This window comes from Lentzea sp. NPDC092896, assembly GCF_044754905.1.
Lineage (GTDB): Bacteria > Actinomycetota > Actinomycetes > Mycobacteriales > Pseudonocardiaceae > Lentzea.
This window is the reverse complement of record NZ_JBIVPX010000001.1, coordinates 2140144-2164781: the sequence shown is the minus strand read 5'-3', so window position 1 is coordinate 2164781 and position 24638 is coordinate 2140144. Positions and strand designations below refer to the sequence as shown.

Below are 24638 nucleotides of genomic sequence, written 5' to 3'. Positions count from 1 at the left end.
CATTCCTTCGAGTCCGGATTCATACCGTTGACTCGGCAATCGGCAGCGCATTTGAATGGCACGCATGTCCCATCCCGGTCTCCGGCTCGCTGTCGCCGGAGCAGCACATCCGCACGTCGCCTACGTCCTCGACGAACTGCCTCTTCGCACCGATGTCTCACTCGTCGGCATCAGCGATCCGGACCCCTCACTCGCCGCTCGGTACGGGGTGCCGTCGTACGCCGATCACCGCTCGTTGCTCGCCGCCCAGCGACCTGATGTCGTTGTGGCCGCGGGGATCTACTCCGAACGCGGTCCCGTCGTGGTGGACGCGCTGCGGGCAGGCGCGCACGTCATAGCCGACAAACCGTTGTGCACCAGCCTGTCCGATGTGGACGCGATCGCGGCGGCGTCCTCGGAGACGGGACGGTCCGTCTCGTTGCTGCTGGAGAAGCGGGGCTACCCGGAGACGCTCGCGGCCCGCGTGCTGCTCGACTCCGGGGCACTCGGGTCACTGGCACTGGTGGCCACGTCCGGACCGCACAAGCTCAACCGGAGCACTCGGCCGTCGTGGTTCCTCGACCGGTCGACCTACGGCGGAGTGGTGGCTGACCTGGCCGTGCACGACATCGATCTCGTGCTGTGGCTGACCGGCGCCCGAGAGGGAACGGTGAGCGCCGTCGGCGGCCCGTCGCACGGCGCGATCCTGCTGCAAGCCGGTGAAGTGGCGGCGACGATCGAGGTCAGCTGGCTGACACCGGACGCGGCGCCGTGGCACGGCGACTACCGAATGCGCCTCACGGGCACCGACGGAACGGCAGAACTTCTGTGGGCACGAGGTGAGCTGACCGCGGTCACCCGTGATCGTCCACCGTGGACGGTGACCCTGCCGCCGGCAAGACGTCCGGCCGTCGCGGCGCTGAACGCGTTCGTGGCCGGTGAGGAACCCGAGGTCGGCACCTCCGCGAGCCTCGTCGCGACCCGAATCGCGTTGCTGGCTCAGGACAGCGCGGACGGCGGAGGGGTGGTGCACCGGTGGGCGGCCTGAGGTTCGCGCTGGTCGGAGCCGGTGCGATCGGCGAGACGCACGCACGGTCCATCACGTCATCGGCAGAGCTGGCCGTGGTCGTGGACCACAGCCTGGACCGGGCTCGGCGGGTGACGGCCGAGTTCGGTGGCACGCCGACGACGTCGCTGGCCGGCGCGTTCGAGCACGTCGACGCGGTGAGCGTGTGCCTTCCCAGCGGCGCACACGCGGACGCCGCCGTGCTCGCGTTGCGGGCGGGCAAGCACGTCGTCGTGGAGAAGCCCATCGACATCACGCTCGCGGCAGCGGACCGGATCATCGCCGCCGAACGGGAGTCGGGCCGCACCGTGGCGGTGATCAGCCAACGGCGGTTCCAGGCGGAGTCCGCGGCCGCGCATCGGGCGATCGGCGACCTCGGGCGGATCACCTCGGGCATCGCCGAGTCGACGTTCTGGCGACCGCAGGAGTACTACGACTCCAAGCCGTGGCGCGGCACCTGGGCGCTCGACGGCGGCGGCGCGCTGATGAACCAGGGCATCCACGCCGTCGACCTGTTGCTGTGGCTGATGGGTGAGCCGGTGGAGGTGCTCGCCCGCAGCGCTTGTCTGGCCCACGAACGGATCGAGGTCGAGGACACGGTCGCCGCCGTGGTGACGTTCGCGAGCGGTGCGCTGGGCACGATCACCGCGACCACGGCCGCCAATCCCGGCCTGCCGGTGCGGGTCGCGGTGCACGGCGATCGCGGCAGCGTCGTGATCGGCGAGAGCGACGCCCTGGACGACGCGCACCTCGCCCAGTACACCGACTTTCTCGACGCCGTGCGCGACTCCCGCCCTCCGCTCGTGGGCACGGCGGACGCACGCCGCGCGCTGGCCGTCGTGCTCGCCGTCTACGAGTCCGCCCACACCGGGAAACCCGTCGCACTGAATGGAGAGCGGTAGTGCGCATCGGCATCATCGGCACCGAGAACAGCCACGTCGACCACATCATCGACTACGTCAACGCCAGGCAAGGCCCTCGTGTGGTGGCCATCAGCGGTGGCCGCTCGGAGCGCAACGAGTCGTTGCGGGCCAAGGGTTCGCTCGACCGGGTCGTGGACGCGCCGGAGGACCTGCTCGGTCTGGTCGACGCGGTCGTTGTGGCCGACCGGCACGGCGACCTGCACCGCGCCCACGCCGTGCCGTTCCTGCGGGAGGGCTTTCCGGTGTTCGTCGACAAGCCGCTGGCCTGCACGGTCGAGGACGCCGCCGCGATCATCGCGGAGGCCGAGGCGCACAACGCACCGCTGACGTCCTTCTCCGCGTTGCGCTGGATCCCCGACACCGAAGCCCTTGCCGCGGAAGGTCCCGCACGCCGTGTCGTGACTTCCGGGCCTGTCGATCCAGACAGCCCGTACGGTGGCATCTTCTTCTACGGCATCCATCCCGTCGACGTGGCGTTGCGCCTCGCACCGGGGCCGATCCGGTCCGTCGGCGTCACCAAGCTCCCCGACCGCATCGCGGTCCAGGCCGAGGTGGGCGACACCGAGGTCGAGATCAACCTGATGCTGGGCGAGGCACCGTTCACCGGCTCTCGCGATGGCGTGGAACGCACGCTCGAACTCGACGAGCACTACTTCGTGCCCGGCCTGCAGGCGTTCCTCGCCATGGCGGCCACCTGCGAACAACCCATCGGCCACGACGACCTGCTCCGCCCAATCCACCTGCTCAACGCCGTCGCGAAGGCCATCGCATGATCATCCCCAAGCCGGTCCACCTGGTCCGCTCCCCTGGCGTCTTCACGCTGTCGCCCACGTCCGCGATCGCCGCCTCGGCAGACGCGCTGCCCGTCGCCCGGCTCCTGCAGTCCTATGTAGACCTTCCGCTGCGCGAGGACGGCGACATCGTGCTGGAGGTCGAAGGTGCCGGCGAGGGCTACACGTTGTCCGTCACGCCGTCGTCGGTGCGCCTGTGCGGGTCGGTCGCAGGTCTGCGACACGCCGTGCAGTCGTTGCGGCAACTGATCTCCGGCTCCGGGATCCCGGCGGTCGAGGTGCGCGACGAGCCGCGGTTCGCCTGGCGCGGCGCGATGATCGACGTGGCCCGGCACTTCCTGCCCCTGCCGTACCTGCGCCGACTCGTCGACCAGATCGCGCTGTACAAGCTCAACGTCCTGCACCTGCACCTCACCGACGACCAGGGCTGGCGGATGCCGATCGACCGGTACCCGGCGCTGACCACGGTGGGCGGTCATCGCGCCGAGAGCATGATCGGCCCGGCCGGGAGTGCCTCCTACGACGGAGTCCCGCACGGCGGCGCCTACACCAAGGTGGAGCTGCGGTCGCTGGTCGCGTACGCCGCCGCTCGTGGCGTGACCGTGGTGCCCGAGATCGAGATGCCCGGCCACGCCCGTGCCGCACTCGCCGCGTACCCGGAGCTGGGCAACTTTCCCGAGCGCACGCTGCCGGTGTGGACGGGCTGGGGCGTGTCCGACGCGCTGTTCGGCGTGCAGGAGAAGACCTTCACCTTCCTGCGCGACGTCCTGACCGAGGTGCTGGAGGTGTTCCCGTCCCCGCACATCCACATCGGCGGCGACGAATGCCCGGCCGTCGAGTGGGAGACCAGCTCGCTGGCCGCCACCCGCGTCGCCGCCGAGGGTCTGCCGGGAGCGTCCGCGCTGCACGGCTGGTTTCTGGGCCGGATCAGCGAGTTCCTGGTCTCCCAGGGCCGCCACCCGATCTGCTGGGACGACGGCGAGAACCCGCACGGCCTCCCGCGCCAGGCCGCGGTGATGATCTGGCGCGACCCGCGGCACGGCCTGGAAGCCGTCCGCCGCGGCCACCACCTGGTCATGGCGCCGTTCCGCAGCACCTACCTGGACTACCCGCAGAGCGCCGAGGGCGAGCCGCCCGGCCAGCCCGCCGCGGTGGTGTCGCTGGAGGACGTCTACCGCAACGACCCGCTGCCGGCCTCGTGGGACGCGGAGTGCGCGGCGCGGGTGCTGGGGACGCAGGGCCAGCTGTGGACCGAGTTCGTGCGCACGCCCGAGCACGCCGAGTACCTGGCGTTCCCGCGACTGTGCGCGCTGGCCGAGTCGGCGTGGTCGGTCGAACGGGACTGGACCGACTTCCGCGCACGGCTCGGCGAGCACCAGCCGATGCTCGCCGAGATCGCGCCTCACCACCGGAAGATGGTCTGAGCACTCAGTTCCGGCCGGCCATCACACCGCCGTCGACGTTCCACACCGCGCCGGTCACCCAGTCGCTCAGGCCCGACAACAGGAACACGACCGCCTGAGCGACGTCGTCCGGCGTTCCGGTGCGCCCCAGCGGGTGGAAGGCGTTGAAGCTGTCGAGCGTGCCGTCGATCTCGTCCTTCGGGATGAACTCCTCGTAGATCGGGGTGCGCACGACAGCGGGCGCGACGGCGTTGACGCGGATGCCGAACGGCGCGAGTTCCAGGGCGAGGTGCTGGGTGAGCGAGTGCAGGCCCGCCTTGGCCATCGAGTACGCCGACGACGGGGTGGCGGCCACGGCCTGATGAGCCCACATGGAGCCGATGTTGACGATCGCACCCTGGGAACCGCTCGCCTTGATCGCGCCGGCGACGGTCTGCGTGAGGAAGAAGAACGCACGGTTGATCGCCTGGTAACGGTCGTAGTCCTCCCCCGTGTGGCTGAGGAACTCCTTGGGGGAGAACACTCCTGCCGCGTTGACCAGCAGGGTGGCGTCGGCGTGGCCGGCCAACTCCTCACGCAGCCGATCCACCTCGACGGTGTCCGCCAGGTTCGCGGCCAATGCCGTCACCCTGCCCGGTGCGCCGAGGACCGCAACGGCCTCCTCGGCGCTCGCGGGCGTGCGGCCGGTGACGACCACGGATCCGCCGGCGTCCAGCACGTGCCGGGCGACCGCGAGGCCGATGCCACTGGTGCCGCCGATGATGATCGCCTTCTGCCCGGTGAGGTCAGAGGTCTTGCCTGCCATGGGTTTCGCCCTTTCGCGAGTGCCTTCTCGACGCCGAAACTACGGCCGGTCCTGGCAGCGCGGTAGACGATCTTCGGTGATGCGGTCATAACGAGAGGTAATCACTCACGGCACGCGGCCAGCGCGTCGGCGAACTCCTCCAGCTCAGCCGTCAGCGGGGTGTCCCGCGCCCAGACCGCCTCGTAGGAGATCCGCACCGACACACCCGCGCGGACGAGCGGGCGGCACGAGGCGTCGCCGGTGACCTTCGACCGCGGCAGCAGAGCGGCACCGACGCCCATCCGCGCCCACTCCTCCTGCACGCGGAAACTGGCCGCCTCACCGGGATACCGGCGCAGAGGCAGGTCGTTGCCGCTGAAGAGCTGCGTCGTGAACTTCGTCAGGCCGCACGTGTCGGGTACCAGGATGTAGTCGGCGGCCGCGGCCGCCTCCAGTTCCAGCGGCGTTCCGTCGCCCGGCGCCGCGGAGTTGATCACGACTACCGGTTCGCTGGAGATGGACCGGCGGCGGAACGACGGCAACGGCAGCACGGCCGGAACCAGAAGAACGTCCAGCTCACCCGCTCGCAGGGCCTCGCCCAGCGCGTCCAGGTCCGCCTCCCGCAGCACCAGGTCACGAGGACGCGGCAGACCACGGGCGGCCTCGAACGCGCAGGCCACCAGCTCGGACCCGATGAGCGGCGAGACGCCCATCCGCACGGCACCCGACCTCACCACCGCCAGTCGGCGCGACTCGCTCACCACGGCGTCGAGCAGTCCGAGCGCCTGGTCGATCATGGGCAGAATCCGCGTGCCGTGCGCCGTCGGCATCACCCCGCGCGGCGACCGGTCGAAGAGCTTGATGCCCAGCTCGTCCTCCAGCCGCGCGACGCCGTTGGACAACGCCGGCTGGGTGACGCCGTACGCGCGTGCGGCGGCGCTGAAGGACTTCGTCTGCGAGACGGCCTGCGCGTACCGCAGCCCTTCGACGTTCATCGCTGCTGGCAATCAGTCATACCCGCAGCTTATAGCCAGCTCACGCCTTGACGCGGGCCTTCGTGGTCCACATCCGGTAGCCAGCCGACACGGCCTCGGCCTCGGAGCCGAACGTCATGTCGCCCTTGGTCCGCCGGTAGTACGGCGAGTCGGGCGTGTGGTAGACCATCGTCTTCGAGTTGCCCTTGACCGGCAACGACTGCTGCTTCGCCGGCTTCGGCGCCACCGGCTGTTCGGCGATCACCACCTGTTCCGCCGCTGGCCGGGGCGCGGGCAGGGCGAGGCGCGTCTTGGGGCGTTCGGGCTGCAGGCGGCCGCGCACGGACAGCCACGTCACCAGCGAGCCGACCGCGAACGACACCAGGCACAGCAGGAACATCTGCGAGAACAACCAGAGCACAGCGAACTCCTAACGGACTACGACGTCGACCTGGCGAGTGGCCGGGTCGTACTCGCCGCCGGGGGCGGGACGAGTCTCGATGGCGATCAACGCGGGCGACACGCCTTGGCCCACAAGGACGTCGCGCACCAGTTCCCCGCGCTTCGCGGCCACCGCCTGGTCGGTGCCGTGCGCCACCAACGTGATCGAGGCGCGCGGCGCGACCAGCAGCATGCGGCCCACCCGTTGGATGAGCACCGTGCCGTGGCCTTCGTAGGCGGTGGTGCCCTGCACGAACCGGATCGCGCCGTTGCCGTTGACCAGGCGGGAGATCGAGTCGTGCAGCGCTTCGACGTTCAGGTCGCCGACCGCCGCGGACGGGCCGACCTCGATGCGGTCGGTGACCTGCAGGCCGTTCGCCGCCTGGGTGACGGCCTCGCGGACCGCGGTGGCACGGGCCTCGTCGGGGACGCGGGCGGCGATGGCGATCTGACCGTTGTGGACGGTCGCCGTCACGTCGGAGACCTTGGCGGACAGGGCGGCGGAGACCACCCGCCCGACAACGGCCGGGGGAATCGGCAGCAGGCCGCCGGTCCGGAGCGCGGCCGTGACGCGGTGGTCGGCGACCTGCACGGCCGCGATGAGCGCGCCGCGTTCCTCGTCGTCGGCGACCGCGCCGGAGACCAGGATCTCCGCGCCGCGCACCGCGACGAACAGCTGGGCCGGTTCGGCCTGCCGCACCTCGGCCGTGCCGACACCGGACACGTCGGAGACCACGGCGCGCACCGCGTCGACCGACCGCGGCGCGACCTCGCTGACCACGACGGTCCGGCCCTCCACGGCGACAACGCCGTGGTAGCCGGCCTTTCCGAGCGCTGAACGCACATCGGCGTCCAGCGCCCGCTCGATGCCACCGCCGTAGACGACCACGCCGGTGGCGGCGAGCAACGCGGGCAGCAACAGCCCGCCAATCCAAACCGCGTGAGGCAAACGCACGGCGCAGGGGTACCGGACCTCGCGACCGAAAAGCCAGCCGCTCAAGCCTTTCGAACCGAACTTCACCCGGTCAGGTGGCAGGAACCGGGCCTGCCACCTGATCCAGGGCAACTAGGCGACGACGGTCCGCGTGCGCCGCCAGGCGATCACGATCAACGCGATCAGACCGAACAGCGGGATGGTGCTGACGGCCCACGACAGGCCCATCGGCGGGCCGGGCTGCTCCATCACCTGGAGGTTCTTCAGCTCACCGGTCCCCGCGCCCGCCGGCCCGTCGACGTCGAACCGCATCGTCCACGTCCCGGGCTCGGGCAGGGCGTAGATGTCCAGGCCCCACACCTCCCGCTTGCGGGGATGACGGGCGAGCGGGTCGTCGTCCTCCGTCACGCCCTCGTGGAGCACGGTCAGCGTGCCCTTCTTGCCGTCGATCCCGTCCTCGGGGGCGAACGTGAAGTCCAGCGACTGCATCGCCTTCACCGGCCACGTGCTGAAGCCGATGGTCAGGTCGTACGGCCCTGCCTGCACCTTCTCGGTGTGCACGACGTTCACCGGCTCGAAGGCCAGCGCCGGCGCGGCCAGCCCGAACAGCAGGGCGGCCGTGCCCAGCAGGCTCAGCAACGTCTTACGCATGGCGGTCTTCCTTTGCGGGTGCGAGGTGACGGAGCATGTGACCGAACCGGCGGCCGAGCATCCCGGCGAGGGCGCCGAGCAGCGCACCGGCAACGACGGTGGCCACATAGCGCTCGATGGCCGGGAAGTTGCTGCCGTACACGAGAATGCGCTGCACGGGTGCGAGGCCCGTGATGATCACGCCACCGACCGCGCCGGGGACCCAGGCGGGCAGCCCGCGCATCAGTTCCACGGCGACCGCGACGAGGATCAGGCTCATCGGGATCATGTTGGGCAGGCCGGGGACGCCGTCGACGTAGTCGCGCAACGGCAGGCCGGTCGCGTCCGCGTAGACCTCGGTGGCCCACGGGGAGAACCACCAGAACACGGCCTGAAGTGCGGCGACGACCACTCCGACGACGAGAGCACCGCCGCGCTGCTTCAGGACGTACGCGCCCATGAACAGGATCATCACCGAGAAGAACGCACTGCCCGCGTTGACCGTGTTGACGGGTCCGCCGGGCAACGCGCGCAGGCCGAGCACGGTCACCATGCTGAACGCGAGCAACGTGGCCGCGGCACCCGCGACGCCGTACGTGCCCCAGCGCTCGTCACGGGCGACCGCGAAGATCATCACCGCGCCGACCATCGTGATGGAGATCGACAGCAGCAGGCCGATGTGCGGCGGCGAGTCGATCACGGCGTCGAAGCCGTACAGGCCGTGCCACCACTGGTCCCACAAGCCGTAGACCAGGAACAGCGCCGCGCCGATGCCGGAGATCAGGTAGCCGACGGGTGCCTCGAACGTGCGTCCGAAGACGCCGACCGCGCGGCCGCCGACCATCGGGTCGATCGCCTTGTCCCGCTTGGCGTTCGCGGTCGTCATCAGCACCACGGCGAGGCTAGCCAGGCCTGAGATCGCGCTGCCCGCGTACAGGAACAGGTGCGGCATGGTGAAGAACGTGTCCGGGCCGACGTCGGAGTGCCACTGGATGTCCCAGGTCAGTCCGATCAGCGAGAGCAGGGTGCCACCGAGCACGACGCTCGCCGGGATCAACCCCCTCGGGACCGTCCTCGCCGGCGACGCTGCCGTCGCCGCGATGTTCACCGTCATTTCCTCCCCCTCCTAGGTGAGCAGCAGCGGGATCACGACCCGCTCGCTGCGCAGTGACACGGTGATTTCCCATTGGCCGGCCATGAGCAGGTCGACGCCCGCGACCTGGTACTGACCGGGAGCCCGCGGCGCCGCCGTGATCGGGGCGAGCGCGTGGCCCATCTGCGGCATCGCCGGTTCGACCGTCACGTCGCCGTCGGCGGCGTTGCCGGAGCGGTCGGTGATGCGCAGGTCGAACGTGTTGCTGCCGGTTCTGGTGCTGGTGGGCGTGAGTTCGAACCGGAACCCTCCGCTCTCGGCGAGGTGGGGCTGGGCCTCGACGCCGCGAGGCCACAGCACGACCAGCGCGGCCACGATCGCGATCACCCCGGCCAGGACGGCTACCGCTGAACGCTTCACTTCGAGGCCACCTTCCCGGCGGGAACGTCGACGACCTCGGGCACGGTGACGATCGAGTAGTCCCGTTCGACCTGGATCCACACGAGGTACCTGCCCGGCAACGGGAACGAGTAGGTGAACGGCACGTCCGGCCCGTAGGCGGCGACGCTCTCGTCCGGCTTGTCGGGCATGCCCGGCGTCGGCGGGATCATCGAGTGCACGTGCGCCCAGATCGGCGCGTTGACGGCGGTGTCGGTGACGGGGCCGACGACGATCATGTGGCCGAGCATGCCCAGCCACGGCTGCAGGTCGCGCTCACCGAACTTCGCGGTGATCGTGCTGGGCCTGCCCGCTTCCCGGATGTCCATCGCCGTCTCGGTCTTCCCGTCGTTCGCCTGTGCCGCAGCGGATCCGGCAACGTCCACACCGGACCGCAGCAGCTGCACTCCCCCGCCGCGCCGGGCGATCTCGGCCGCGATCGCGTGCGTGCCCTGTTCGGGGTCGCGCAGCCGGGCGCGGTACTCGCCAGGTGCCGTGCGGACCGGGTGCAGGTGCCGGAGGTGACCGGACGGCGACACCACGACGAGGTGGATGAACGCGCTGTCGTGCACCAGCAGGTCGTCCACTGGCCGTCCGGACGAGCCGTCCGTCAGGCTGAGCACCAGGTCGTTGCCGTCCATCGCAGGAACCAGGTTCACCGGCGGCCGCGAGAAGTCCACTGTGGACGTTCGCTCGTAGGGGTTCGTCACGTTGTCGTAGGTCGGGTCCAGCTGGGTGCCGGGCGCCGCCACCGGCGGGATGCTCGGTGCCAGCAACGCCGCCGTCACCCCGACCGCCACCGCGGCGACCATGCCCGCCGTGGGCACGAGCGCGAGACCGGGCCTGCCGAACACGGCGAGCAGCAGTGCCGCCAGCAACAACACGCCGGCCGCGATGAACCCGCCGTAGGTCGCGTTCTCCCACGGCGACGGCACGAGCGCCGGAACGACGAACGGAATGGTCGCCTCGTCGACCGCCAGCTCCCACGGTCCTGGCCGGTCCACGCGCAGCACGCCGGAGTAGAAACCAGGCGTGGCACCGAGTTCCACCTTCGCGGTGCTGCTCGGCGCACCCGCCGCGCGCAACGTCAGTGCGACGTCACCGGCCGGAGTGCCCGCGTGCGTCACGACGTCGACGTGCACCGGTCCCGGCACCTCCGCGACCCGCCGGATGATCACCGTGAGGTCGCGGTCCCCCAGGCTCTGTGCGACGTGGATGTCGGCACCGGACTGGACGCCATCGGCCAGTGCGGGGGCCGCGATCCCCAGGATCGCCCCCAGCACGAACAGCAAGATCACACCACGTCGTTTCATCGCGACCGAACGTATCGATCTTGCCCGCCTCACCGCGTCACTGCCGAGACGGAAACCGCATCCCCCGCACGGGGGACCTCCGACCCCTGCGAAGCGGGAGGTTCTCAGGGACGCCATCGGGCAGGATTGCGCTCGATGGATCTGATCAAGCTGCCCCTCAAGCACCAGTCGTGGCTGGTCGCGGCCGTCTGCATGGTCGTGGACGGCGGGTTCGTGCTGCTCGACGGCGAACCGTTGCGCCAGACCGTGATCGTGCTGGCCCTGACTCTGGCCGTGGACGCGATGCTCGCCGGTCCCGCCCGGCTGTCGCTGTGGGTGGCGGCGGCGCAGGCGGCCGTCCCGGTGATCGTCCTCGTGTCGATGCGCAACGGGATCGACGCCAACGACGCCGGCATGCTGATCGCCGGTTACCGGGCCGGGGCGTGGTTGCGCGGCGCACCGGCCTACGCGTCGCTCGGGTTCCTCTCGGCCAGCCTCATGGCCTGCATGGTCCTCACCGGCCACGGCCCGTTGCAGGCGCTGCTCCTGGCGGGCAAGGGCGCGTTGCTGCCGTGGCTCGTCGGCCGCTACACGACGGCCCGCCGCGCGTACCTGGCCGAGCTGGAGAAGCAGTCGGCGATGGCGGAGAAGGACGCGAAGGCGGCGGTCACCAAGGCGGTCACCGAGGAACGCGGCGCGATCGCCCGCGACCTGCACGACGTGATCATCCATCACGTCAGCGCGATCAACCTGCACGCGGGCGCGGCACGGCTCGGCCTGCCGAACGGCAATCCCAAGCTCACGAACTCGTTGCGCGCGGTCGAGACGTCCAGCCGCGCGGCGATGGTCGACCTGCGGCACCTGCTCGACCTGCTGCACGGCGACAAGTCCGAGGGCGCGCGGCAACCGGGTCTCGACAACCTCGACGAGCTCCTCGACGGCGTGCGCGCGGCGGGCAGACCGGCTCAGCTGGAGGTGCGCGGGCAACGGCGGGACGTGCCGGAGTCGTTGGACATCACGGTCTACCGGATCATCCAGGAGATGCTGACCAACGCACTGCGGCACGGCGACGCGTCCGGTGTGACGGTGACCCTGGAGTACGCGCCGGACTCGCTGACCGTCGCCGCGCGCAACGTCACGGGTCCCGGCGACGACTCGGGATCGGTGCGCCGGGGCCTGGTCGGCATCCGCAACCGCGCGGGCATGTTCGCCGGCACCACCCGGTCCGGGCTCGAACCGGACGGCCGCACCTGGCGCACCGTCGTCACGTTCCCCCTGGAGGCGTCATGACCCTGTCGGTGCTGCTCGCCGACGATCACGCGATGCTGCGCTCCGGCATGCGCGCGATCTTCGACACCCAGGACGACCTCCAGTGCGTCGCGGAGGTCGCGGACGGGCGGGCCGCGGTCGCCGAGGTCGCACGGCTGCGTCCGGACGTGGCGGTGCTCGACATCCGCATGCCGAAGCTGGACGGCCTCGGCGCGACGGAGCTGATCCTGGCCGATCCCGCGAACCGCACGAAGGTCCTGCTGCTCACGACCTACGACACCGACGAGTACGTCTACCGCGCGTTGAAGGCCGGTGCCAGCGGGTTCCTGCTGAAGTCACTGCCACCGGAAGAGCTGATCTCCGCGGTCCGGGTGGCGGCGCGCGGCGACGCGTTGATCGACCCGTCCGTGACGCAACGGCTGATCGCGCGGTTCGCCGTCAGCCTCGCCCCTCCCCCGACGCCGCCGGAACTGGCCCTGCTCACCACGCGCGAACGCGAGGTGCTGCTCCTCGTCGCGGCGGCCCACAGCAACGCCGAGATCGCCGCGCGGCTGCACGTCGGGGACGAGACGGTGAAGACGCACGTCTCACGGGTGCTGTCGAAGCTGGGACTGCGGGACCGGGTGCACGCTGTGGCGTACGCGCACATCAACGGGCTGGTGCAGCACCGCCGCTGACCCGTTCGTCGACCGTCCAGGCGCGGGTGCGGGAGCGGTCGAGGAACCGCTCCTCGTCCTGCGCGACGCCCGAGTCCTCCGCGAGGACCGCCGCCAGCCAGGCGTGGTACGTCGCCTCGTCCGCGAAGCTCAGCAGCGTCACCACGTCGAACTCGGCCGGCAAGCCGCGCTCACCGGCCTCCGGCAGGTAGTTGCGCGCGTAGCGGATCGGTGCCGGCGCGATGCTCAGGACGAGCGGGACGTGGTGGTTCTCGTAGTGGTCGACGAACTCGTCCCTGCTCATCCCGGCGCGTGCCTTGAGCAGTGCCATGATGGTGGTCACGACTCACCACCCTACGGTCTGGTGAGCCGCGAGGACCCCTCGATCGCCCCGCGGCTCAGCTCTCCCAGATCACCGGCGACTTGGTGTAGCCGTCGCCGCGGTTGTACTCGCCCGCCGCGACCTTGGAGCCGTCCGGCGCCGCGGTCAGCACGCAGGTCTCGTAGGTCTCCCCGGCGGCGGCGAACGTCTTCGGCGCGCTGGTGGAGTCGCACTTCGGGGTGTCGCCGCTGATGATCACGCCGGTGCCCTTGCCGTCGGTGCCGAGGCCGCGCAGGGAGACCGAGGTGTAGCTCAGGTCGGTGCCGCCGAGGTTCTCGACCTTCACCCGCAGGTAGAACGGGGTGACGTTCTTGGCCTTGTCGCCGAACTTCGCCAGGTCCTCCTTCGCGCCCGCCTCGATGGCGGTGAGCGTGACGGCGATGGTGCCGTTCTTGTCACCGGAGGCGAACGGGATGACCGCGCGGGCGCCGACCTTGAGCTTCGTGCCGGGAGCGGTGATGTCCCCGCCGGCGGGGACGGCCGGCGCCTCCTTCGACGCGCTGGTCTCCTTGGTGCTGCTGCTCGTGGCCGTCGTGGTGTCGGTGGCGGGCGTCGCCGAACCGGTGGTCTCGGAGCCGCAGGCCGACAGCAGCAGACCTGCCGTCGCGGCGGCGGCGATGAACAGGGGGCCACGGGCGTGCGTCACTGCGGGACTCCTCGGACTGCGGAACCTGGGTTGCCCAGGACGCTAGGCCGGATGCCGGAGCGGCGGTATCGGTCGTTCACACCACACGGCTCAGAGGTCGTCGAGGCCGATCAGCCCGTCCTGGATCGCCCTGGCCACCAGCGCCGCCTTCGTCGGGGCCTGCCTGCCGATCGCGGCGTACTTGACCCTGATCCGCTCCAGGTGGGAGTTCACCGTGCTGAGCGTGATGTTCAGGCGTTGCGCCACGAACTCCTTCGACTCGGACTGGAACCACTCGACCAGGACCTCGGTCTCCCGTGGCGACAGCGCCGGCCTGCTGTCCGACCTGTCGCCCGCCAGCGCGCCCGCGAGTGCCGGTGGCGTGTACGACTGGCCCTCGGCCGCCGCCTTCACGGCCTGCACGAGGTGGTCGGCGCCCTCGGCCTTGGTCAGGTAGCTGAGCGCGCCGATCTCCAGGCACTGCAACGCGATCTCGTCGTCGTCGCGCATCGAGTAGACGATCACCTTGCGGCCGTCCTCGACGAGCTTGCGCAGCTCGGACGTGGCAGGTGCGCCTCCCGTGAGGTGCAGGTCGAGCACCACGACGTCCGCCGCGGCACCGGGTCCGGTCCAGGCCACCCCTGGGTCCTCGCCGCTCGCGACGAGGTCGATGTCCGCCGTGGACAGCCAGTGCGCGACTCCCGCGCGCACCACGGGATGGTCGTCGACCAGGACCGCCGTCACGCCGTCCGCCATCTCGCCTCGCTCCTCACCAGTCCGCTGTGGACACTCGTCTCGACGGTGACCGCTTCCGTCGTACCGGCCTCCGGCAAGGTCTCGGGCGCGTCCGCCACGACGGCCACGCGCACCTCGGTGGCGGTGCGCAGCAGACTGACCTTCGCACGTCCGTTCGCGACGGCGAGTGCCTGGGCCATCGGGGCGACCAGTTCCCGACGAACCTCCGTCGGGACCGGTGTGGCCGTGCCGCTGACCGCGAGCGAGACGACGACACCGCGCCGCTCGGCCACGTCCACACACGCGGTCAGCTCGTGCAGCAACGGGTCGGGTACGTCGTCGTTCTCCGCGAACAGCCTGCGCAGCTGCACGGCCGCCACCGAGCACCGCAGCCTGGTCGTCTGGTCGGCGACGCTCACCTGCTCGTCGGCCAGGTCGGCGAGCAACGGCAGCAACGCGCCCAGCTGGCCCTCGAACCCGGCCTTCAGGTCCTGTTCCCGTTGGCGGGCCAGCTCTTCGCGGGTGCGGGCGGCGTCGTGCTCGGCGGCGGCCTCGGCGGCGAGGCGGGCGTCCCGGTGCAGCACGCGCGTGATCACCAGGATGCCGAGCTGGAAACTCGTGCCGCTCAGGAGCACGACTCCGGCGGTGCCGACGTCACCGTTTCCGGCGTGCGCGAACCACGCGATGCTGAAGCAGATGTGCGCGCTCAGTGCCACCAGCAGCGCCGCCGGCCGTTCGACCAGCACCAGCAGCAGGTACCAGCCGACGAGCCCGAACCCCCAGTCGGCCGGGCCGAACGACGCTCCGGCGGGCAGGGCGGTCGTCGCCAGAGCCGACGCGGCGAGGGGTGCGACGGCCAGCCACGCGGGAAGCTCCGGGCGAGCCGCCGCGACGTTCCCGGCCACGACGCCCAGCGTTGACGTCAGCAGGACGTACGCGACCCACGCCGCCGGGCCGTGCGGGGATCCGACGAGCTGGGGCAGCGTGAGGACGAGCTGAATGGCCAGGACCACGACGAGCAGCACCTGCCGCGTGGTGGTGAGAACCGCGTGATCAGTCATCGGGCCACCTCAGCCGTGCGGTGGTGCCATGACCTTCGGCCGACTCGATCACCGCGGTCCCGCCCACCGCCGCAAGCCGATCGACCACCGATCCGCGCAGGCCACGCCGGTGTCCTGGCACGTCCGCGGGCTCGAACCCCCTGCCGTCGTCGCTGAGGACCACCACCGCGCCTCGCTGCACAGTGAGTTCGGCGCTGGTGGCGCCCGCGTGCCGTTCGACGTTCGTGAGCAACTCGCGTGCGGCCCGCACGAACGCCAGCGCGACCCCGGCCGGCACCGGCACGACCTCGGCCTCCACCCGCACGTGCACGGAACTGTCCCGCGCCACCGCCGTCAGCGCGGCCCCGAGGTCCACGGTCCCCTGCCCCTGACCGCGTTCGGCCAGCACCACCAGATCCCGGCGCGCCTGAGCGGCCACCGCCTCCGGATCGCCACCGTGCGCGGCCATCAGGAACGTCGCGGCCGCCGTGTCGTGCAGCAGAGCCAGGTACTCCCGCTCCCGTCGTCCCTGGTCAAGGGCGACCGCCGCCGCCCGCCGCCGCTCGGCGGCCCGTTCCCGCAGCAGGTCCACTCGCCGGCTCGACCGGCGCAACAACTCGTACGCCAGCCGCGCGAGCACCGACTCCAGCACCGCCCGCACCAGCACGCCGGGCCCGGTCGTCACCACCTGCACCGCGAGCAACGCCGCCGTCGCGGGCACCGTGACCTTGAGCGGCCACTGCCACTGCCACGTGATCAACGTCGTCGTCAGCACCGTCAGCACCCACTGATCGGCGTCGGCGCCCAGCAACACCGACAGCACCACGACGCGAAGGAACGCCACCGGCAACGCCACGCGCGGCAACCGGAAGTCGGCAACGGTGCTCACCGCCACCAGCGCGAACAGGGTCCAGCCCAGCGGCGAGTTCAGCGAGAACGCGCCGAACAGGCTGATCAGGACGACGCCGGCGCCGCGGACGGGACCCGCGAGACGGGACACCGTCGCAAGCAGCCTGGCCTCCAGCACGCCTCGCATTCTGCACATATCGTCCGCGTATCGAAAAACGCGTACGCCCTCGCAACGGTCACTCGGCTTCAGTTGGGACGTGCTCAACACCTGGCAGGAGTGGGTCGGTACGGAGACCGGGGTCGTGCTCGGCTCGGTGCTGGGACTACCGCTCGCCGTGCTCGTGATGCTGTTTCTGGCGCTGTACCGGAGGTTCCGGGGAGCCGCGCGGCCGTGGCGGAACTCGTTCGCCGAGGTCGGCCTCTTCTACGGGACGCTGCCGTGGGTGTGGATCATCATGCTGCCGGGTGAGGAGCCGGGTGTCGCGGGCAAGCTGAGCCTGGTGCCGTTCGAGGACGTCCTCGATCTGGTCGCCCACGGCGACACGGGCCAGATCATCGGCAACATGCTGGTGTTCGCGGCGCTCGGGTTCTTCGGGCCGCTGAGGTTCGCCGGTCTGCGGTCGGTGTGGCGGGTGCTGGCGTTCGCGGCGGGGTGTTCGGCGTTCCTGGAGATCCTGCAGTTCGTGCTGATGCTGGACCGGGTGTCCTCTGTGGACGACGTGCTGCTCAACGCTGTGGGAGCGGCGCTGGCCTCGATGTTGTCCTGGTGGTGGTGGCGTCCCAGAACCGCGGTGGTGCCGGAACTCCAGCTCGTCGGCGTCTGACTGCCTAGGCTGGCGGCATGAGGGTGCTGATCGTGGAGGACGAGCCCCACCTGGCGGAAGCCGTCCGGGACGGGTTGCGGCTGGAGGCGATCGCCGCGGACATCGCCGGGGACGGTGACACGGCGCTGGAGCTGCTGAGCGTCAACTCCTACGACCTCGCGGTGCTCGACCGCGACATTCCCGGTCCGTCCGGGGACGAGGTGGCGCGGCGGATCGTCGCGTCCGGCAGCGGCATGCCGATCCTCATGCTCACCGCGGCCGACCGCATCGACGACAAGGCGTCCGGGTTCGGGCTCGGTGCCGACGACTACCTCACGAAGCCGTTCGAGCTGCGGGAACTGGTGTTGCGGCTACGGGCACTCGCTCGCCGGCGCGCGTACGCACGGCCTCCGGTCAGCGAGATCGGCGGCCTGCGGCTCGACCCGTTCCGGCGCGAGGTGTTCCGCGACGGGCAGTACGTCGCGCTGACCCGCAAGCAGTTCGCGGTGCTCGAGGTGCTGGTGGGCGCGCAGGGCGGGGTCGTCAGCGCCGAGGAACTGCTGGAGCGGGCCTGGGACGAGAACGCCGACCCGTTCACCAACGCCGTCCGCATCACGGTCTCGGCACTGCGCAAACGGCTCGGCGAACCGTGGCTGATCGCGACCGTGCCGGGCGTCGGCTACCGCATCGACGCGGATGGCTAGGCGTCCCGGCCTGAGCGCCCGCCTGAAGTTCACCCTCAGCTACGCGGGCATCGTCGTCGTGGCCGGCGCCGTCCTGATCGCGGTGGCCTGGTGGTACCTGCTGCGCTTCCTGCCCGACAACGACAAGGGCCTGCTCTTCACCAGCCCCAACCGCTACCTGCTCTCCCGCATCTTCGGCCGCGCCGCCGCCATCGCCATGCTGTTCCTGGTGGCGTTCGGGCTGCTCGGCGGATGGCTGCTGGCAGGCCGCATGCTCTCCCCGCTCGACAAGATCGCGGACGCCGCCCGGCTGGCCGCCAAGGGGTCCCTGTCGCACCGGATCCGGCTTCCCGGCAAGGCGGACGAGTTCCGCGAACTCTCCGACGTCTTCGACGACATGCTCGGCAAACTCGAGTCGCACGTCGCCGAGCAACGCAGGTTCGCCGCCAACGCGTCCCACGAGTTGCGCACCCCGCTGGCGATCTCGCAGTCACTGCTGGACCTGGCCCGTCAGGACCCTTCGCTGGTCGACCGCGAGTTCCTCGACCGCCTGCACACCTCGAGCCGCCGCGCGATCGACCTCACCGAGGCCCTGCTGCTGCTCAGCCGGGGCGACCGCGGCCTGTTCAGCCGCGAGCCCGTCGACCTCTCCCTGATCGCCGAGGAAGCCGCCGAAACCCTCCTCCCCCTGGCGGAACGGCGCGGGATCACGCTCGACGTCACCGGAGGGAAGGCCACCACGGCCGGTTCCGCGGAACTGCTCCTGCGCGTGATCACGAACCTCGTCCAGAACGCCATCGTCCACAACCTCCCGGCCGGCGGCACGATCACCGTCCACACCGAACCGCAGCACCAGGCGTGCGTCGTGCGGGTCGAGAACACGGGCCGGGTGCTCCCCTCGGACCTGGTGCCGACGCTCACCGAACCGTTCCAGCGCGGCGGTGAACGCGTTCGCGACGACGATCACGCGGGTGTCGGCCTGGGGCTCGCCATCGTGCACAGCGTCGTCCGCGCGCACGAAGGCGCACTCGACATCGTGCCGCGCCCGGAAGGCGGGCTGCGCGTCACGATCCGGCTGCCCAGTCACGCAGTCGCGGGTGAATCTCGGTGAAGAACGCCGTTTTGGCGCGCGTGTAGTCGTCGTAGTCCTGGGCGCCCGCGTGCTCGTCGGCGAGCCCGCGCTTGATCTGCTCGTAGCGCCTGGCCTGCTCGGGGTGACACCGCAGCCAGTCGCGGAAGTCCACGACGAACCGCGCGAACGGCGAGTCGGCGCGGCGGACGTGCAGGATGGCGCCTTCCGCCGGGGAGTGGAACAGGCGCTTCTCGTAGGCGGCGTCGTCCGCTTGATCGCCGGGCCTCCTCGCGTCGCGGTACACGCCAGGGGAATTCGGCCGCGCGCCGTGGGCCGGGACGAACGGCGTGGATGCTAGCAGCTCGGCCAGGTCGTCCAGTGGCGGCAGATCGGGCATGCGCACCTGCAGATCCACGATCGGCTTGGCACCGAGGCCCGGCACGGCGGTCGAGCCGATGTGCTCGTAGCCGAAGCCGTCCGCCCCGGGCAGTGACGCGAAAGCCGAACGCACCTCGGCGAGGAGTTGTCGTGCGCGAACGGGCCAGGCGGCGTCGTATTCGACGATGACAGCGGAAGGCATGCTTCCACCCTAGGCCGATCGGGGAGGTCGCCCTTCGCCGCTTTGCCGTTACACCACCACTTTGCACAATCCATCAATTCCGCGAATGCGACGGAGACCTTCGACCCTGGGGCATCCCCCCATTCGGGGTCAGGATTGTTGGTCTTCTGCGTGGACGGGAGTGAACACGATGACCGAATCGAGTGGCAGCGGCCAGTTCCGCGTCGGCCCCGAACTCAGAACCGGCATGATCCAGACGCAGAACCAGGGCGCGAAGGCCGTGCTGTACACCGAGGTCGACGGCGAGCCGCTAGTCGAGGGCGACATCGTGCTGACCCTCGTGCAGGACGGCGAGCTGCACCTGGAGGGCGTGGTCATCCCAGGTCAGCAGTTCCGCTGGCCGGGCGGGCGGGTGCCGTTCGAGATCGACCCCGCCCTGCCGGACCAGGCGCGCGTGCACAACGCCATCGCGCATTGGGAACGCAACACGCGCATTCGCCTGGTGCCGAGAAACGCGACGGACACGAACTTCATTCGTTTTCAGCCCGGCGACGGGTGCAGTTCTCCCGTGGGCATGCGCGGAAACCGGCAGAACATCACGCTGGCGCCGACCTGCCCGACCGGCGCGACCATTCACGAAATCGGGCACAGCGTAGGTCTGTGGCACGAGCAGAGCCGTGAGGACCGCAACAACTTCGTGACGATCGACTTCACGAACGTCCAGCAGCAGAACGCCCACAACTTCAACCAGCACATCACCGACGGAGACGACGTCGGGCCGTACGACTACCACTCGATCATGCATTACCCGCCGCGGGCGTTCGCGATCGACACGAGCCGCAACACGATCACGCCGACCCAGAACGTCGCCATCGGCCAGCGTGACGGCCTCAGTCCCGGCGACTGCGCGGCGGTGCGGGCGATGTACAGCGGCCTCGAACCGGCCGCGGTGTTCCGGGGCGTGCAGTTCACCGGCTCCGTCGCCGCCGGCGCGACGCGGACCTGGTTCACGCACAGCTGGCCCGCCCACTGGTACGTGCTGTGGACGGTCGTGCCGACGGGCCCCGCGGTCGACGGCCCGGCGCAGGTCGAGTGGACCACCCAGGTCACCCGGCAGTCCGGTGGGCTGCTCAAGTACTTCCTCGCCATCAGGAACCTGACCGCCGGCCAGGTCGAGATCGAGGCCCGCTACGACGTGCTCGGCTGGTCGCCGGACGCACTGTGAGAGGAGCCGCCATGAGCGCCGACCTCGACGGCGGGGCCGCCCCCGCGTCGCTCGACGACCTGGTCGTGGCCGACCCCGCGCAAACCGCGGGAAACGGCGGTGCGGCACCGGACGCCGCCGCCGACACCGAGAACGCCGACGTCGAGGCCCAGCCCGAGGCTGAGGACGCCGGTCCAGCGCCAGAACACGAGTGAAGGGGGAATCCCGATGCGACTTGGTGTGCAGTTCCGAGGACAGGTGCCCGGCGGGTCGTCGCGGCGCTGGTTCACCCACAGCTGGCCGGAGGCGTGGCGCGTGGTGTGGATGGTCGTGCCGACGTGGCCGATGGTCGACGGCGCCCAGCAGATCGAGTGGAAGGTGCAGGTCGACCGGCAGGCCGCCGGGCTGATCAAGTACTTCATCGAGATCCGCAACCTCACCGGCGGCCCCGTCGACATCGAGGCCCGCTTCGCCGTGCTGAACTGATCAGGTGCACGGCACCGTCGTGATCCCGGCAGGCACGCCCGCGTTCGGCCGGGCGGTGCTGCGGGTGCGGCTGCTCGACGTCCTCCTCGCCGACGCGCCCGCGGTCACGAAAGCCGAGCACGTCAGCGAGTTCTCCCGCGACGACACCGCCGAGCAGCGCCTGCCGTTCCAGCTCGACGGGGAAGGCCACGCGCTGAACGTCGCCGCCCACGTGGACGTGAGCGGCGACGGACGCGTTCGTCACGGAGATCTGGTCAGCACCAACGCCATCAGCCCTGCGGACGGCGTGGTCGTGCGCGTCGAACCGGTGTAGATCACCGCCGGTAGATCCCGAGCTCGTAGAGCGAGTAGCCCCAGCCGGTTCCGCGTTGGGTGGCGTGCAGGCGGACGTAGCGGCCGGTCGCGGTCACGTCGATCGAGTCCACCCCGCCGTTGCCGGTCGTGGTGCCGTAGACGGACCGGAAGTTGGTGCCGTCGTCGGACACCTGAATCTCATAGGCCCGTCCGAAAGCGCCCTCCCAGACCAGTTGCACGTGCTGGAACGTGGTCACCGCACCCAGGTCGACCCTGATCCACTGCGGATCCGCCCAGTCCGTGGCCCAGCGCGAGGTTGCGTTGCCGTCCACCGCGTTCGACGGCGGGAACGGCGCCCCGTCACCCACCTGCTGATACGACGACGCGGTGACAGCCTTGCCCTGAGCGACGTTCACGCCCGAGGGTTGCGGTGCCACGACTCGGACCGAGCGGGTCTCGATACCGATGTTGCCGCGCCCGTCCTCGGCCATCACGTACACCTTCCACACGCCGAGGCGGTCCGGGGCGGTGACGGTCAGCCGGTTCCCGTTGACCAGCACAGGCGTCGCGGCCAGGCCGCCGCTGTTGTCGATGTACTTGCTGTTGAACGCCGCCGACCACTGAATCGCATCCCCGTTCGGATCAGACGCGGCCACGTCGATGTTCAGCGGGGCACCGGCCGCGATGGTCTGCGGCAGGTTCATCGCCGAGATCACCGGTGGGGTGTTGGCTGGAGTCGCGCCGCCGAACGCTCGTTGCACCGAGTAGAACGAGAGCCGCTTCTTGCCCGCGGGCGTCAGGTTGAACCACACCGCACCGAAGTCGTACTCCGTGCCGTAGTGGAACAACGTGCCACCGAACGACACCCCGGTGTGGCCGATGATGCAGTTCCAGGCCTGCGTGTAGCCGTCGCGTTTCTGCACATCGGTGGGCTCGGCCGGCACGCCGTTGGCGTCGTTGGGAACCTCCCACTCACCGGCCGGACCAGCCTCGGTCAGGATGTACGGCTTCGTGTAACCACCAGAGATCCAGTCCTGACGCACCTTGCACACGTTGCCGTAGGAGTTCACCGAGTACAGGTCCAGGTCAGGCGTGTACGCCTTGAGGTACACCCACGCACCGGTCCACGCGTCGGTGTTGGTCACCGGATGGTTCGTGTCGATCGCGTGGATCGCCCGCGCCGCCTCGTTGATGTACTTCGCGTACTCCACACGCTGAGTCTCCAACTCCGCACCGGAGTAGCAGTTCTGCAAGCCGAGAATGGACTCGTTGCCTACGTTCCACATCAACACGCCGGGATGATCCTTGTAGGTAGTCACCCACTGGCGGATCTGGCCGAGCATGTCCGCTTTGTACTGACCGTCGGTCACGTAGTTCACGCAACCACCGGAACCGGGGCCGCCGCCAGGCTGCAACCAGAAACCGTTGATCACACGCAAACCGTTCGCGGCAGCCGCATCGAGCAACGGACGCGTCGAAGCATCCGTACCCCACGTGCGCAACGTGTTGACACCCATGGACTTCAACTCCGGCATGTACCGCGCCGCATCCGCCGCCGGCGGACCCCAGGTCAAACCCTTCACCACCCACGGCTGACCATCCACCGTCAGCCGCCAGTTGCCCTGCGACCCGGTCACCCGCACACCGGTGCCAGGCTGCGGGTTCGAGCCCTGCTCGCCGTACACCCGGAACTCCCACAACGACACGCCGTAACCGTTGGCGCGCTGGGTCGCGTTCACCCGGACGTAGCGACCGGTGCCGGTCACGTCGTAACCCTGCCGGCCACCGGTCGAACCGGTCACCGAACGGATCGGCTGCCACGCGTTGCCGTCGGCGGAGACCTGGATCTCGAACGCCGTCGCGTACGCGGACTCCCAGTCGAGCTCGACCCGGCTGACCGTCGAAGAGGCGCCCAGGTCGACCCGCAGCCACTGCGGGTCGCTCCACGCACTGGACCAACGGGTACCCGGATCACCGTCGACCGCTGCCGACGCGGGCGTGCCGCCGTTCTCGGCCGACGAGGCGAGGGCGGGTTTGCCCTGGGAGAGCAGGGTGGGAGCGGCGTGAGCCGGTAGGACTGCCAGGCCGAGGAGCACGGCGATCACCGTGCAGATGGAGCGGACGCGGACCATCGCGCCTCCTGCCACAGGTAGGGATGTAGGAGGAGAGCGCTCTCACAACCCTGCCGCCGAACGTTACGACCAGACGTCGGCGGTGTCAAAAGAACCGGTCTTGACACCTCGGAGGGCCAGCGGGACGCTGTTTGGGAGAGCGCTCTCCAAGCCGGTTCCCCCACGTCGGCAGGAGGACATTGGTGTCCCGAAAACTCAGCGCACTATCGATGACGGCTGCCCTGGTGGCGGCCGTGGTCGTGGTCGCGACCAACTCGGCTCAGGCCGATGACCTGGTCACGCACCACGAGTTCCAGGCGAACTGCTCGGTCACGACCCATCTCCCGGACGACCCGATCGTCTTCCCGGGACTGCCGGGCGCGTCGCACATGCACACCTTCCTCGGCAATCCCTCGACCAACGCCCGCAGCACGAACGACTCGCTCAAGGGTGCTCAGACCAACTGCAAGACACCCGACGACAAGTCCGCGTACTGGTTCCCGTCGATCATCAACGGCGACCAGATCGTCCCTCCGAACTTCCCGCAGGTCATCTACTACAAGTCCGGCATCCTGAGGTACCAGGACGTCGTGCCGTTCCCACCGGGCATGCGGTTCGTGGTCGGCAGCCCCACGGCGACGCAGGAACAGTTCCGCACCGCGCCCGGCGCGGTCGAGGGCTGGGAGTGCGGCGACAGCTTCCACAACTGGGACATCCCGGCGTACTGCACGCCGGGTAGTCAGCTCAACGTCCGTTACCAGGCACCGAGCTGCTGGAACGGCCGCGACCTCGACTCAGCGGACCACAAGTCGCACATGGCCTACCCGGACCGCGCGACGCTGGTGTGCCCGTCAAGTCACCCGGTCGCCGTGCCGATGATCGAGTTCAAGATGGCGTTCCCGGTGTCCGGTGACATGTCCCGCGTACGACTCTCCAGTGGTCGTGGGTACACCTGGCACTACGACTTCATGAACGCCTGGGACGCACCTACTCAGGCCGCGCTGGTCCGGCACTGCATCAACGGCGGGCTGCAGTGCGACCCACGCGGGTTCGACCTGTACAAGCCGAATCGAGGCGCCGCACTAGGACCGGACTACCGGTTGCCGCGGTGAGGTTCCTCGC

Annotated in this window: 29 protein-coding genes; 14 read left to right on the top strand and 15 right to left on the bottom strand. The window is 70.0% G+C overall.

What is annotated here, in order from left to right:
- Positions 1 to 64: 64 nt before the first annotated feature.
- Genes ACIQF0_RS09570 through ACIQF0_RS09555 form a run of 4 tightly spaced genes read left to right on the top strand, consistent with a single transcriptional unit; the run spans position 65 to position 4183 of the window.
- Positions 65 to 1027: a Gfo/Idh/MocA family protein gene (locus ACIQF0_RS09570; RefSeq protein ID WP_401026653.1), complete on the top strand. Its 963-nt coding sequence runs from the start codon at positions 65 to 67 to the stop codon at positions 1025 to 1027.
- Positions 1015 to 1947: a Gfo/Idh/MocA family protein gene (locus ACIQF0_RS09565; RefSeq protein ID WP_401026650.1), complete on the top strand. Its 933-nt coding sequence runs from the start codon at positions 1015 to 1017 to the stop codon at positions 1945 to 1947. The genes ACIQF0_RS09570 and ACIQF0_RS09565 overlap by 13 nt, the downstream gene beginning before the upstream one ends.
- Entirely contained in the window at positions 1947 to 2741 is a 795-nt protein-coding gene (locus ACIQF0_RS09560; protein WP_401026647.1) for a Gfo/Idh/MocA family oxidoreductase, read from the top strand. The genes ACIQF0_RS09565 and ACIQF0_RS09560 overlap by 1 nt, the downstream gene beginning before the upstream one ends.
- Positions 2738 to 4183, top strand: coding sequence for a beta-N-acetylhexosaminidase (locus tag ACIQF0_RS09555; protein ID WP_401026644.1), 1446 nt, complete (start codon positions 2738 to 2740; stop codon positions 4181 to 4183). Before ACIQF0_RS09560 ends, ACIQF0_RS09555 begins: the two co-directional genes overlap by 4 nt.
- 4 nt (positions 4184 to 4187) lie before the next feature.
- Here ACIQF0_RS09555 and ACIQF0_RS09550 read toward each other — a convergent pair whose 3' ends face one another.
- The 8 genes from ACIQF0_RS09550 to ACIQF0_RS09515 all read right to left on the bottom strand — a co-directional run bounded on the left by ACIQF0_RS09550 (position 4188) and on the right by ACIQF0_RS09515 (position 10769).
- Positions 4188 to 4967 (bottom strand): SDR family NAD(P)-dependent oxidoreductase, encoded by a 780-nt coding sequence (locus tag ACIQF0_RS09550; RefSeq protein WP_401026642.1) that lies wholly within the window; start codon positions 4965 to 4967, stop codon positions 4188 to 4190.
- Between the two features lie 101 nt (positions 4968 to 5068).
- Positions 5069 to 5941: a LysR family transcriptional regulator gene (locus ACIQF0_RS09545; RefSeq protein ID WP_401026638.1), complete on the bottom strand. Its 873-nt coding sequence runs from the start codon at positions 5939 to 5941 to the stop codon at positions 5069 to 5071.
- A gap of 40 nt (positions 5942 to 5981) precedes the next feature.
- Entirely contained in the window at positions 5982 to 6341 is a 360-nt protein-coding gene (locus tag ACIQF0_RS09540; protein ID WP_360029956.1) for a hypothetical protein, read from the bottom strand.
- A 9-nt stretch (positions 6342 to 6350) separates the two neighbouring features.
- Entirely contained in the window at positions 6351 to 7316 is a 966-nt protein-coding gene (locus ACIQF0_RS09535; protein ID WP_401026635.1) for a hypothetical protein, read from the bottom strand.
- A gap of 111 nt (positions 7317 to 7427) precedes the next feature.
- Positions 7428 to 7946: a hypothetical protein gene (locus tag ACIQF0_RS09530; protein WP_401026632.1), complete on the bottom strand. Its 519-nt coding sequence runs from the start codon at positions 7944 to 7946 to the stop codon at positions 7428 to 7430.
- Positions 7939 to 9039 carry a hypothetical protein gene (locus ACIQF0_RS09525; RefSeq protein ID WP_401026629.1) on the bottom strand — a complete coding sequence of 367 codons (1101 nt, stop codon included), beginning with the start codon at positions 9037 to 9039 and terminating at the stop codon, positions 7939 to 7941. The genes ACIQF0_RS09530 and ACIQF0_RS09525 overlap by 8 nt, the downstream gene beginning before the upstream one ends.
- 12 nt (positions 9040 to 9051) lie before the next feature.
- A complete protein-coding gene (locus tag ACIQF0_RS09520) occupies positions 9052 to 9438 on the bottom strand; it encodes a FixH family protein (protein WP_360029947.1) in 387 nt (128 codons plus the stop codon).
- Positions 9435 to 10769: a hypothetical protein gene (locus ACIQF0_RS09515; protein WP_401026625.1), complete on the bottom strand. Its 1335-nt coding sequence runs from the start codon at positions 10767 to 10769 to the stop codon at positions 9435 to 9437. The genes ACIQF0_RS09520 and ACIQF0_RS09515 overlap by 4 nt, the downstream gene beginning before the upstream one ends.
- A 135-nt stretch (positions 10770 to 10904) precedes the next feature.
- Here ACIQF0_RS09515 and ACIQF0_RS09510 point away from each other — a divergent pair, with 135 nt between their 5' ends.
- Both ACIQF0_RS09510 and ACIQF0_RS09505 read left to right on the top strand, forming a co-directional pair.
- Positions 10905 to 12038, top strand: coding sequence for a sensor histidine kinase (locus ACIQF0_RS09510; protein WP_401026622.1), 1134 nt, complete (start codon positions 10905 to 10907; stop codon positions 12036 to 12038).
- Positions 12035 to 12694, top strand: a complete 660-nt coding sequence (locus ACIQF0_RS09505) for a response regulator transcription factor (protein WP_360029941.1) — start codon at positions 12035 to 12037, stop codon at positions 12692 to 12694. The genes ACIQF0_RS09510 and ACIQF0_RS09505 overlap by 4 nt, the downstream gene beginning before the upstream one ends.
- Here the strand turns inward: ACIQF0_RS09505 and ACIQF0_RS09500 are convergent.
- The 5 genes from ACIQF0_RS09500 to ACIQF0_RS09480 form a co-directional block, all read right to left on the bottom strand.
- Positions 12666 to 13016, bottom strand: coding sequence for an EthD domain-containing protein (locus ACIQF0_RS09500; protein WP_401026619.1), 351 nt, complete (start codon positions 13014 to 13016; stop codon positions 12666 to 12668). The genes ACIQF0_RS09505 and ACIQF0_RS09500 overlap by 29 nt on opposite strands.
- 55 nt (positions 13017 to 13071) lie before the next feature.
- A complete protein-coding gene (locus ACIQF0_RS09495; RefSeq protein WP_401026617.1) occupies positions 13072 to 13701 on the bottom strand; it encodes a hypothetical protein in 630 nt (209 codons plus the stop codon).
- Positions 13702 to 13791: 90 nt separating this feature from the next.
- On the bottom strand, positions 13792 to 14436 hold the full coding sequence (locus tag ACIQF0_RS09490) for a response regulator (RefSeq protein ID WP_401026614.1): 645 nt from the start codon (positions 14434 to 14436) through the stop codon (positions 13792 to 13794).
- Positions 14421 to 15476 carry a hypothetical protein gene (locus ACIQF0_RS09485; protein ID WP_401026612.1) on the bottom strand — a complete coding sequence of 352 codons (1056 nt, stop codon included), beginning with the start codon at positions 15474 to 15476 and terminating at the stop codon, positions 14421 to 14423. The genes ACIQF0_RS09490 and ACIQF0_RS09485 overlap by 16 nt, the downstream gene beginning before the upstream one ends.
- Positions 15469 to 16491: a sensor histidine kinase gene (locus tag ACIQF0_RS09480; RefSeq protein WP_401026609.1), complete on the bottom strand. Its 1023-nt coding sequence runs from the start codon at positions 16489 to 16491 to the stop codon at positions 15469 to 15471. Before ACIQF0_RS09480 ends, ACIQF0_RS09485 begins: the two co-directional genes overlap by 8 nt.
- A 70-nt stretch (positions 16492 to 16561) precedes the next feature.
- Between ACIQF0_RS09480 and ACIQF0_RS09475 the strand changes: the two genes are divergently transcribed.
- The 3 genes from ACIQF0_RS09475 to ACIQF0_RS09465 are packed head-to-tail and all read left to right on the top strand — an operon-like array spanning position 16562 to position 18901.
- Positions 16562 to 17128 carry a VanZ family protein gene (locus ACIQF0_RS09475; RefSeq protein WP_401026606.1) on the top strand — a complete coding sequence of 189 codons (567 nt, stop codon included), beginning with the start codon at positions 16562 to 16564 and terminating at the stop codon, positions 17126 to 17128.
- A 17-nt stretch (positions 17129 to 17145) separates the two neighbouring features.
- Positions 17146 to 17811, top strand: a complete 666-nt coding sequence (locus tag ACIQF0_RS09470; protein ID WP_360029927.1) for a response regulator transcription factor — start codon at positions 17146 to 17148, stop codon at positions 17809 to 17811.
- Positions 17804 to 18901: a sensor histidine kinase gene (locus ACIQF0_RS09465; protein ID WP_401026603.1), complete on the top strand. Its 1098-nt coding sequence runs from the start codon at positions 17804 to 17806 to the stop codon at positions 18899 to 18901. Before ACIQF0_RS09470 ends, ACIQF0_RS09465 begins: the two co-directional genes overlap by 8 nt.
- Here the strand turns inward: ACIQF0_RS09465 and ACIQF0_RS09460 are convergent.
- Entirely contained in the window at positions 18855 to 19442 is a 588-nt protein-coding gene (locus tag ACIQF0_RS09460) for a GrpB family protein (protein WP_401026600.1), read from the bottom strand. The genes ACIQF0_RS09465 and ACIQF0_RS09460 overlap by 47 nt on opposite strands.
- Positions 19443 to 19611: 169 nt before the next feature.
- Between ACIQF0_RS09460 and ACIQF0_RS09455 the strand changes: the two genes are divergently transcribed.
- The 4 genes from ACIQF0_RS09455 to ACIQF0_RS09440 are packed head-to-tail and all read left to right on the top strand — an operon-like array spanning position 19612 to position 21424.
- A complete protein-coding gene (locus tag ACIQF0_RS09455; RefSeq protein WP_401026597.1) occupies positions 19612 to 20646 on the top strand; it encodes a M12 family metallopeptidase in 1035 nt (344 codons plus the stop codon).
- 11 nt (positions 20647 to 20657) lie between these two features.
- Positions 20658 to 20840 carry a hypothetical protein gene (locus ACIQF0_RS09450; protein ID WP_401026594.1) on the top strand — a complete coding sequence of 61 codons (183 nt, stop codon included), beginning with the start codon at positions 20658 to 20660 and terminating at the stop codon, positions 20838 to 20840.
- 13 nt (positions 20841 to 20853) lie between these two features.
- Positions 20854 to 21111, top strand: coding sequence for a hypothetical protein (locus tag ACIQF0_RS09445; protein ID WP_093601689.1), 258 nt, complete (start codon positions 20854 to 20856; stop codon positions 21109 to 21111).
- A 4-nt stretch (positions 21112 to 21115) separates the two neighbouring features.
- Positions 21116 to 21424: a hypothetical protein gene (locus ACIQF0_RS09440; protein WP_401026590.1), complete on the top strand. Its 309-nt coding sequence runs from the start codon at positions 21116 to 21118 to the stop codon at positions 21422 to 21424.
- Between the two features lies 1 nt (position 21425).
- Here ACIQF0_RS09440 and ACIQF0_RS09435 read toward each other — a convergent pair whose 3' ends face one another.
- A complete protein-coding gene (locus tag ACIQF0_RS09435; RefSeq protein WP_401026587.1) occupies positions 21426 to 23537 on the bottom strand; it encodes a discoidin domain-containing protein in 2112 nt (703 codons plus the stop codon).
- Positions 23538 to 23746: 209 nt separating this feature from the next.
- Here ACIQF0_RS09435 and ACIQF0_RS09430 point away from each other — a divergent pair, with 209 nt between their 5' ends.
- Positions 23747 to 24628 carry a DUF1996 domain-containing protein gene (locus tag ACIQF0_RS09430; RefSeq protein WP_401026584.1) on the top strand — a complete coding sequence of 294 codons (882 nt, stop codon included), beginning with the start codon at positions 23747 to 23749 and terminating at the stop codon, positions 24626 to 24628.
- Positions 24629 to 24638 lie beyond the last annotated feature (10 nt).

Excerpts from the sequence above, each read along its gene's own strand:
- ACIQF0_RS09570 (WP_401026653.1), top strand. The coding sequence starts at position 65 with ATGTCCCATCCCGGTCTCCGGCTCGCTGTCGCCGGAGCAGCACATCCG.
- ACIQF0_RS09555 (WP_401026644.1), top strand. The coding sequence starts at position 2,738 with ATGATCATCCCCAAGCCGGTCCACCTGGTCCGCTCCCCTGGCGTCTTC.
- ACIQF0_RS09550 (WP_401026642.1), bottom strand. The coding sequence starts at position 4,967 with ATGGCAGGCAAGACCTCTGACCTCACCGGGCAGAAGGCGATCATCATC.
- ACIQF0_RS09545 (WP_401026638.1), bottom strand. The coding sequence starts at position 5,941 with ATGAACGTCGAAGGGCTGCGGTACGCGCAGGCCGTCTCGCAGACGAAG.
- ACIQF0_RS09530 (WP_401026632.1), bottom strand. The coding sequence starts at position 7,946 with ATGCGTAAGACGTTGCTGAGCCTGCTGGGCACGGCCGCCCTGCTGTTC.
- ACIQF0_RS09525 (WP_401026629.1), bottom strand. The coding sequence starts at position 9,039 with ATGACGGTGAACATCGCGGCGACGGCAGCGTCGCCGGCGAGGACGGTC.
- ACIQF0_RS09515 (WP_401026625.1), bottom strand. The coding sequence starts at position 10,769 with ATGAAACGACGTGGTGTGATCTTGCTGTTCGTGCTGGGGGCGATCCTG.
- ACIQF0_RS09510 (WP_401026622.1), top strand. The coding sequence starts at position 10,905 with ATGGATCTGATCAAGCTGCCCCTCAAGCACCAGTCGTGGCTGGTCGCG.
- ACIQF0_RS09505 (WP_360029941.1), top strand. The coding sequence starts at position 12,035 with ATGACCCTGTCGGTGCTGCTCGCCGACGATCACGCGATGCTGCGCTCC.
- ACIQF0_RS09490 (WP_401026614.1), bottom strand. The coding sequence starts at position 14,436 with ATGGCGGACGGCGTGACGGCGGTCCTGGTCGACGACCATCCCGTGGTG.
- ACIQF0_RS09485 (WP_401026612.1), bottom strand. The coding sequence starts at position 15,476 with ATGACTGATCACGCGGTTCTCACCACCACGCGGCAGGTGCTGCTCGTC.
- ACIQF0_RS09480 (WP_401026609.1), bottom strand. The coding sequence starts at position 16,491 with ATGCGAGGCGTGCTGGAGGCCAGGCTGCTTGCGACGGTGTCCCGTCTC.
- ACIQF0_RS09470 (WP_360029927.1), top strand. The coding sequence starts at position 17,146 with ATGAGGGTGCTGATCGTGGAGGACGAGCCCCACCTGGCGGAAGCCGTC.
- ACIQF0_RS09465 (WP_401026603.1), top strand. The coding sequence starts at position 17,804 with ATGGCTAGGCGTCCCGGCCTGAGCGCCCGCCTGAAGTTCACCCTCAGC.
- ACIQF0_RS09460 (WP_401026600.1), bottom strand. The coding sequence starts at position 19,442 with ATGCCTTCCGCTGTCATCGTCGAATACGACGCCGCCTGGCCCGTTCGC.
- ACIQF0_RS09455 (WP_401026597.1), top strand. The coding sequence starts at position 19,612 with ATGACCGAATCGAGTGGCAGCGGCCAGTTCCGCGTCGGCCCCGAACTC.
- ACIQF0_RS09450 (WP_401026594.1), top strand. The coding sequence starts at position 20,658 with ATGAGCGCCGACCTCGACGGCGGGGCCGCCCCCGCGTCGCTCGACGAC.
- ACIQF0_RS09445 (WP_093601689.1), top strand. The coding sequence starts at position 20,854 with ATGCGACTTGGTGTGCAGTTCCGAGGACAGGTGCCCGGCGGGTCGTCG.
- ACIQF0_RS09435 (WP_401026587.1), bottom strand. The coding sequence starts at position 23,537 with ATGGTCCGCGTCCGCTCCATCTGCACGGTGATCGCCGTGCTCCTCGGC.
- ACIQF0_RS09430 (WP_401026584.1), top strand. The coding sequence starts at position 23,747 with ATGACGGCTGCCCTGGTGGCGGCCGTGGTCGTGGTCGCGACCAACTCG.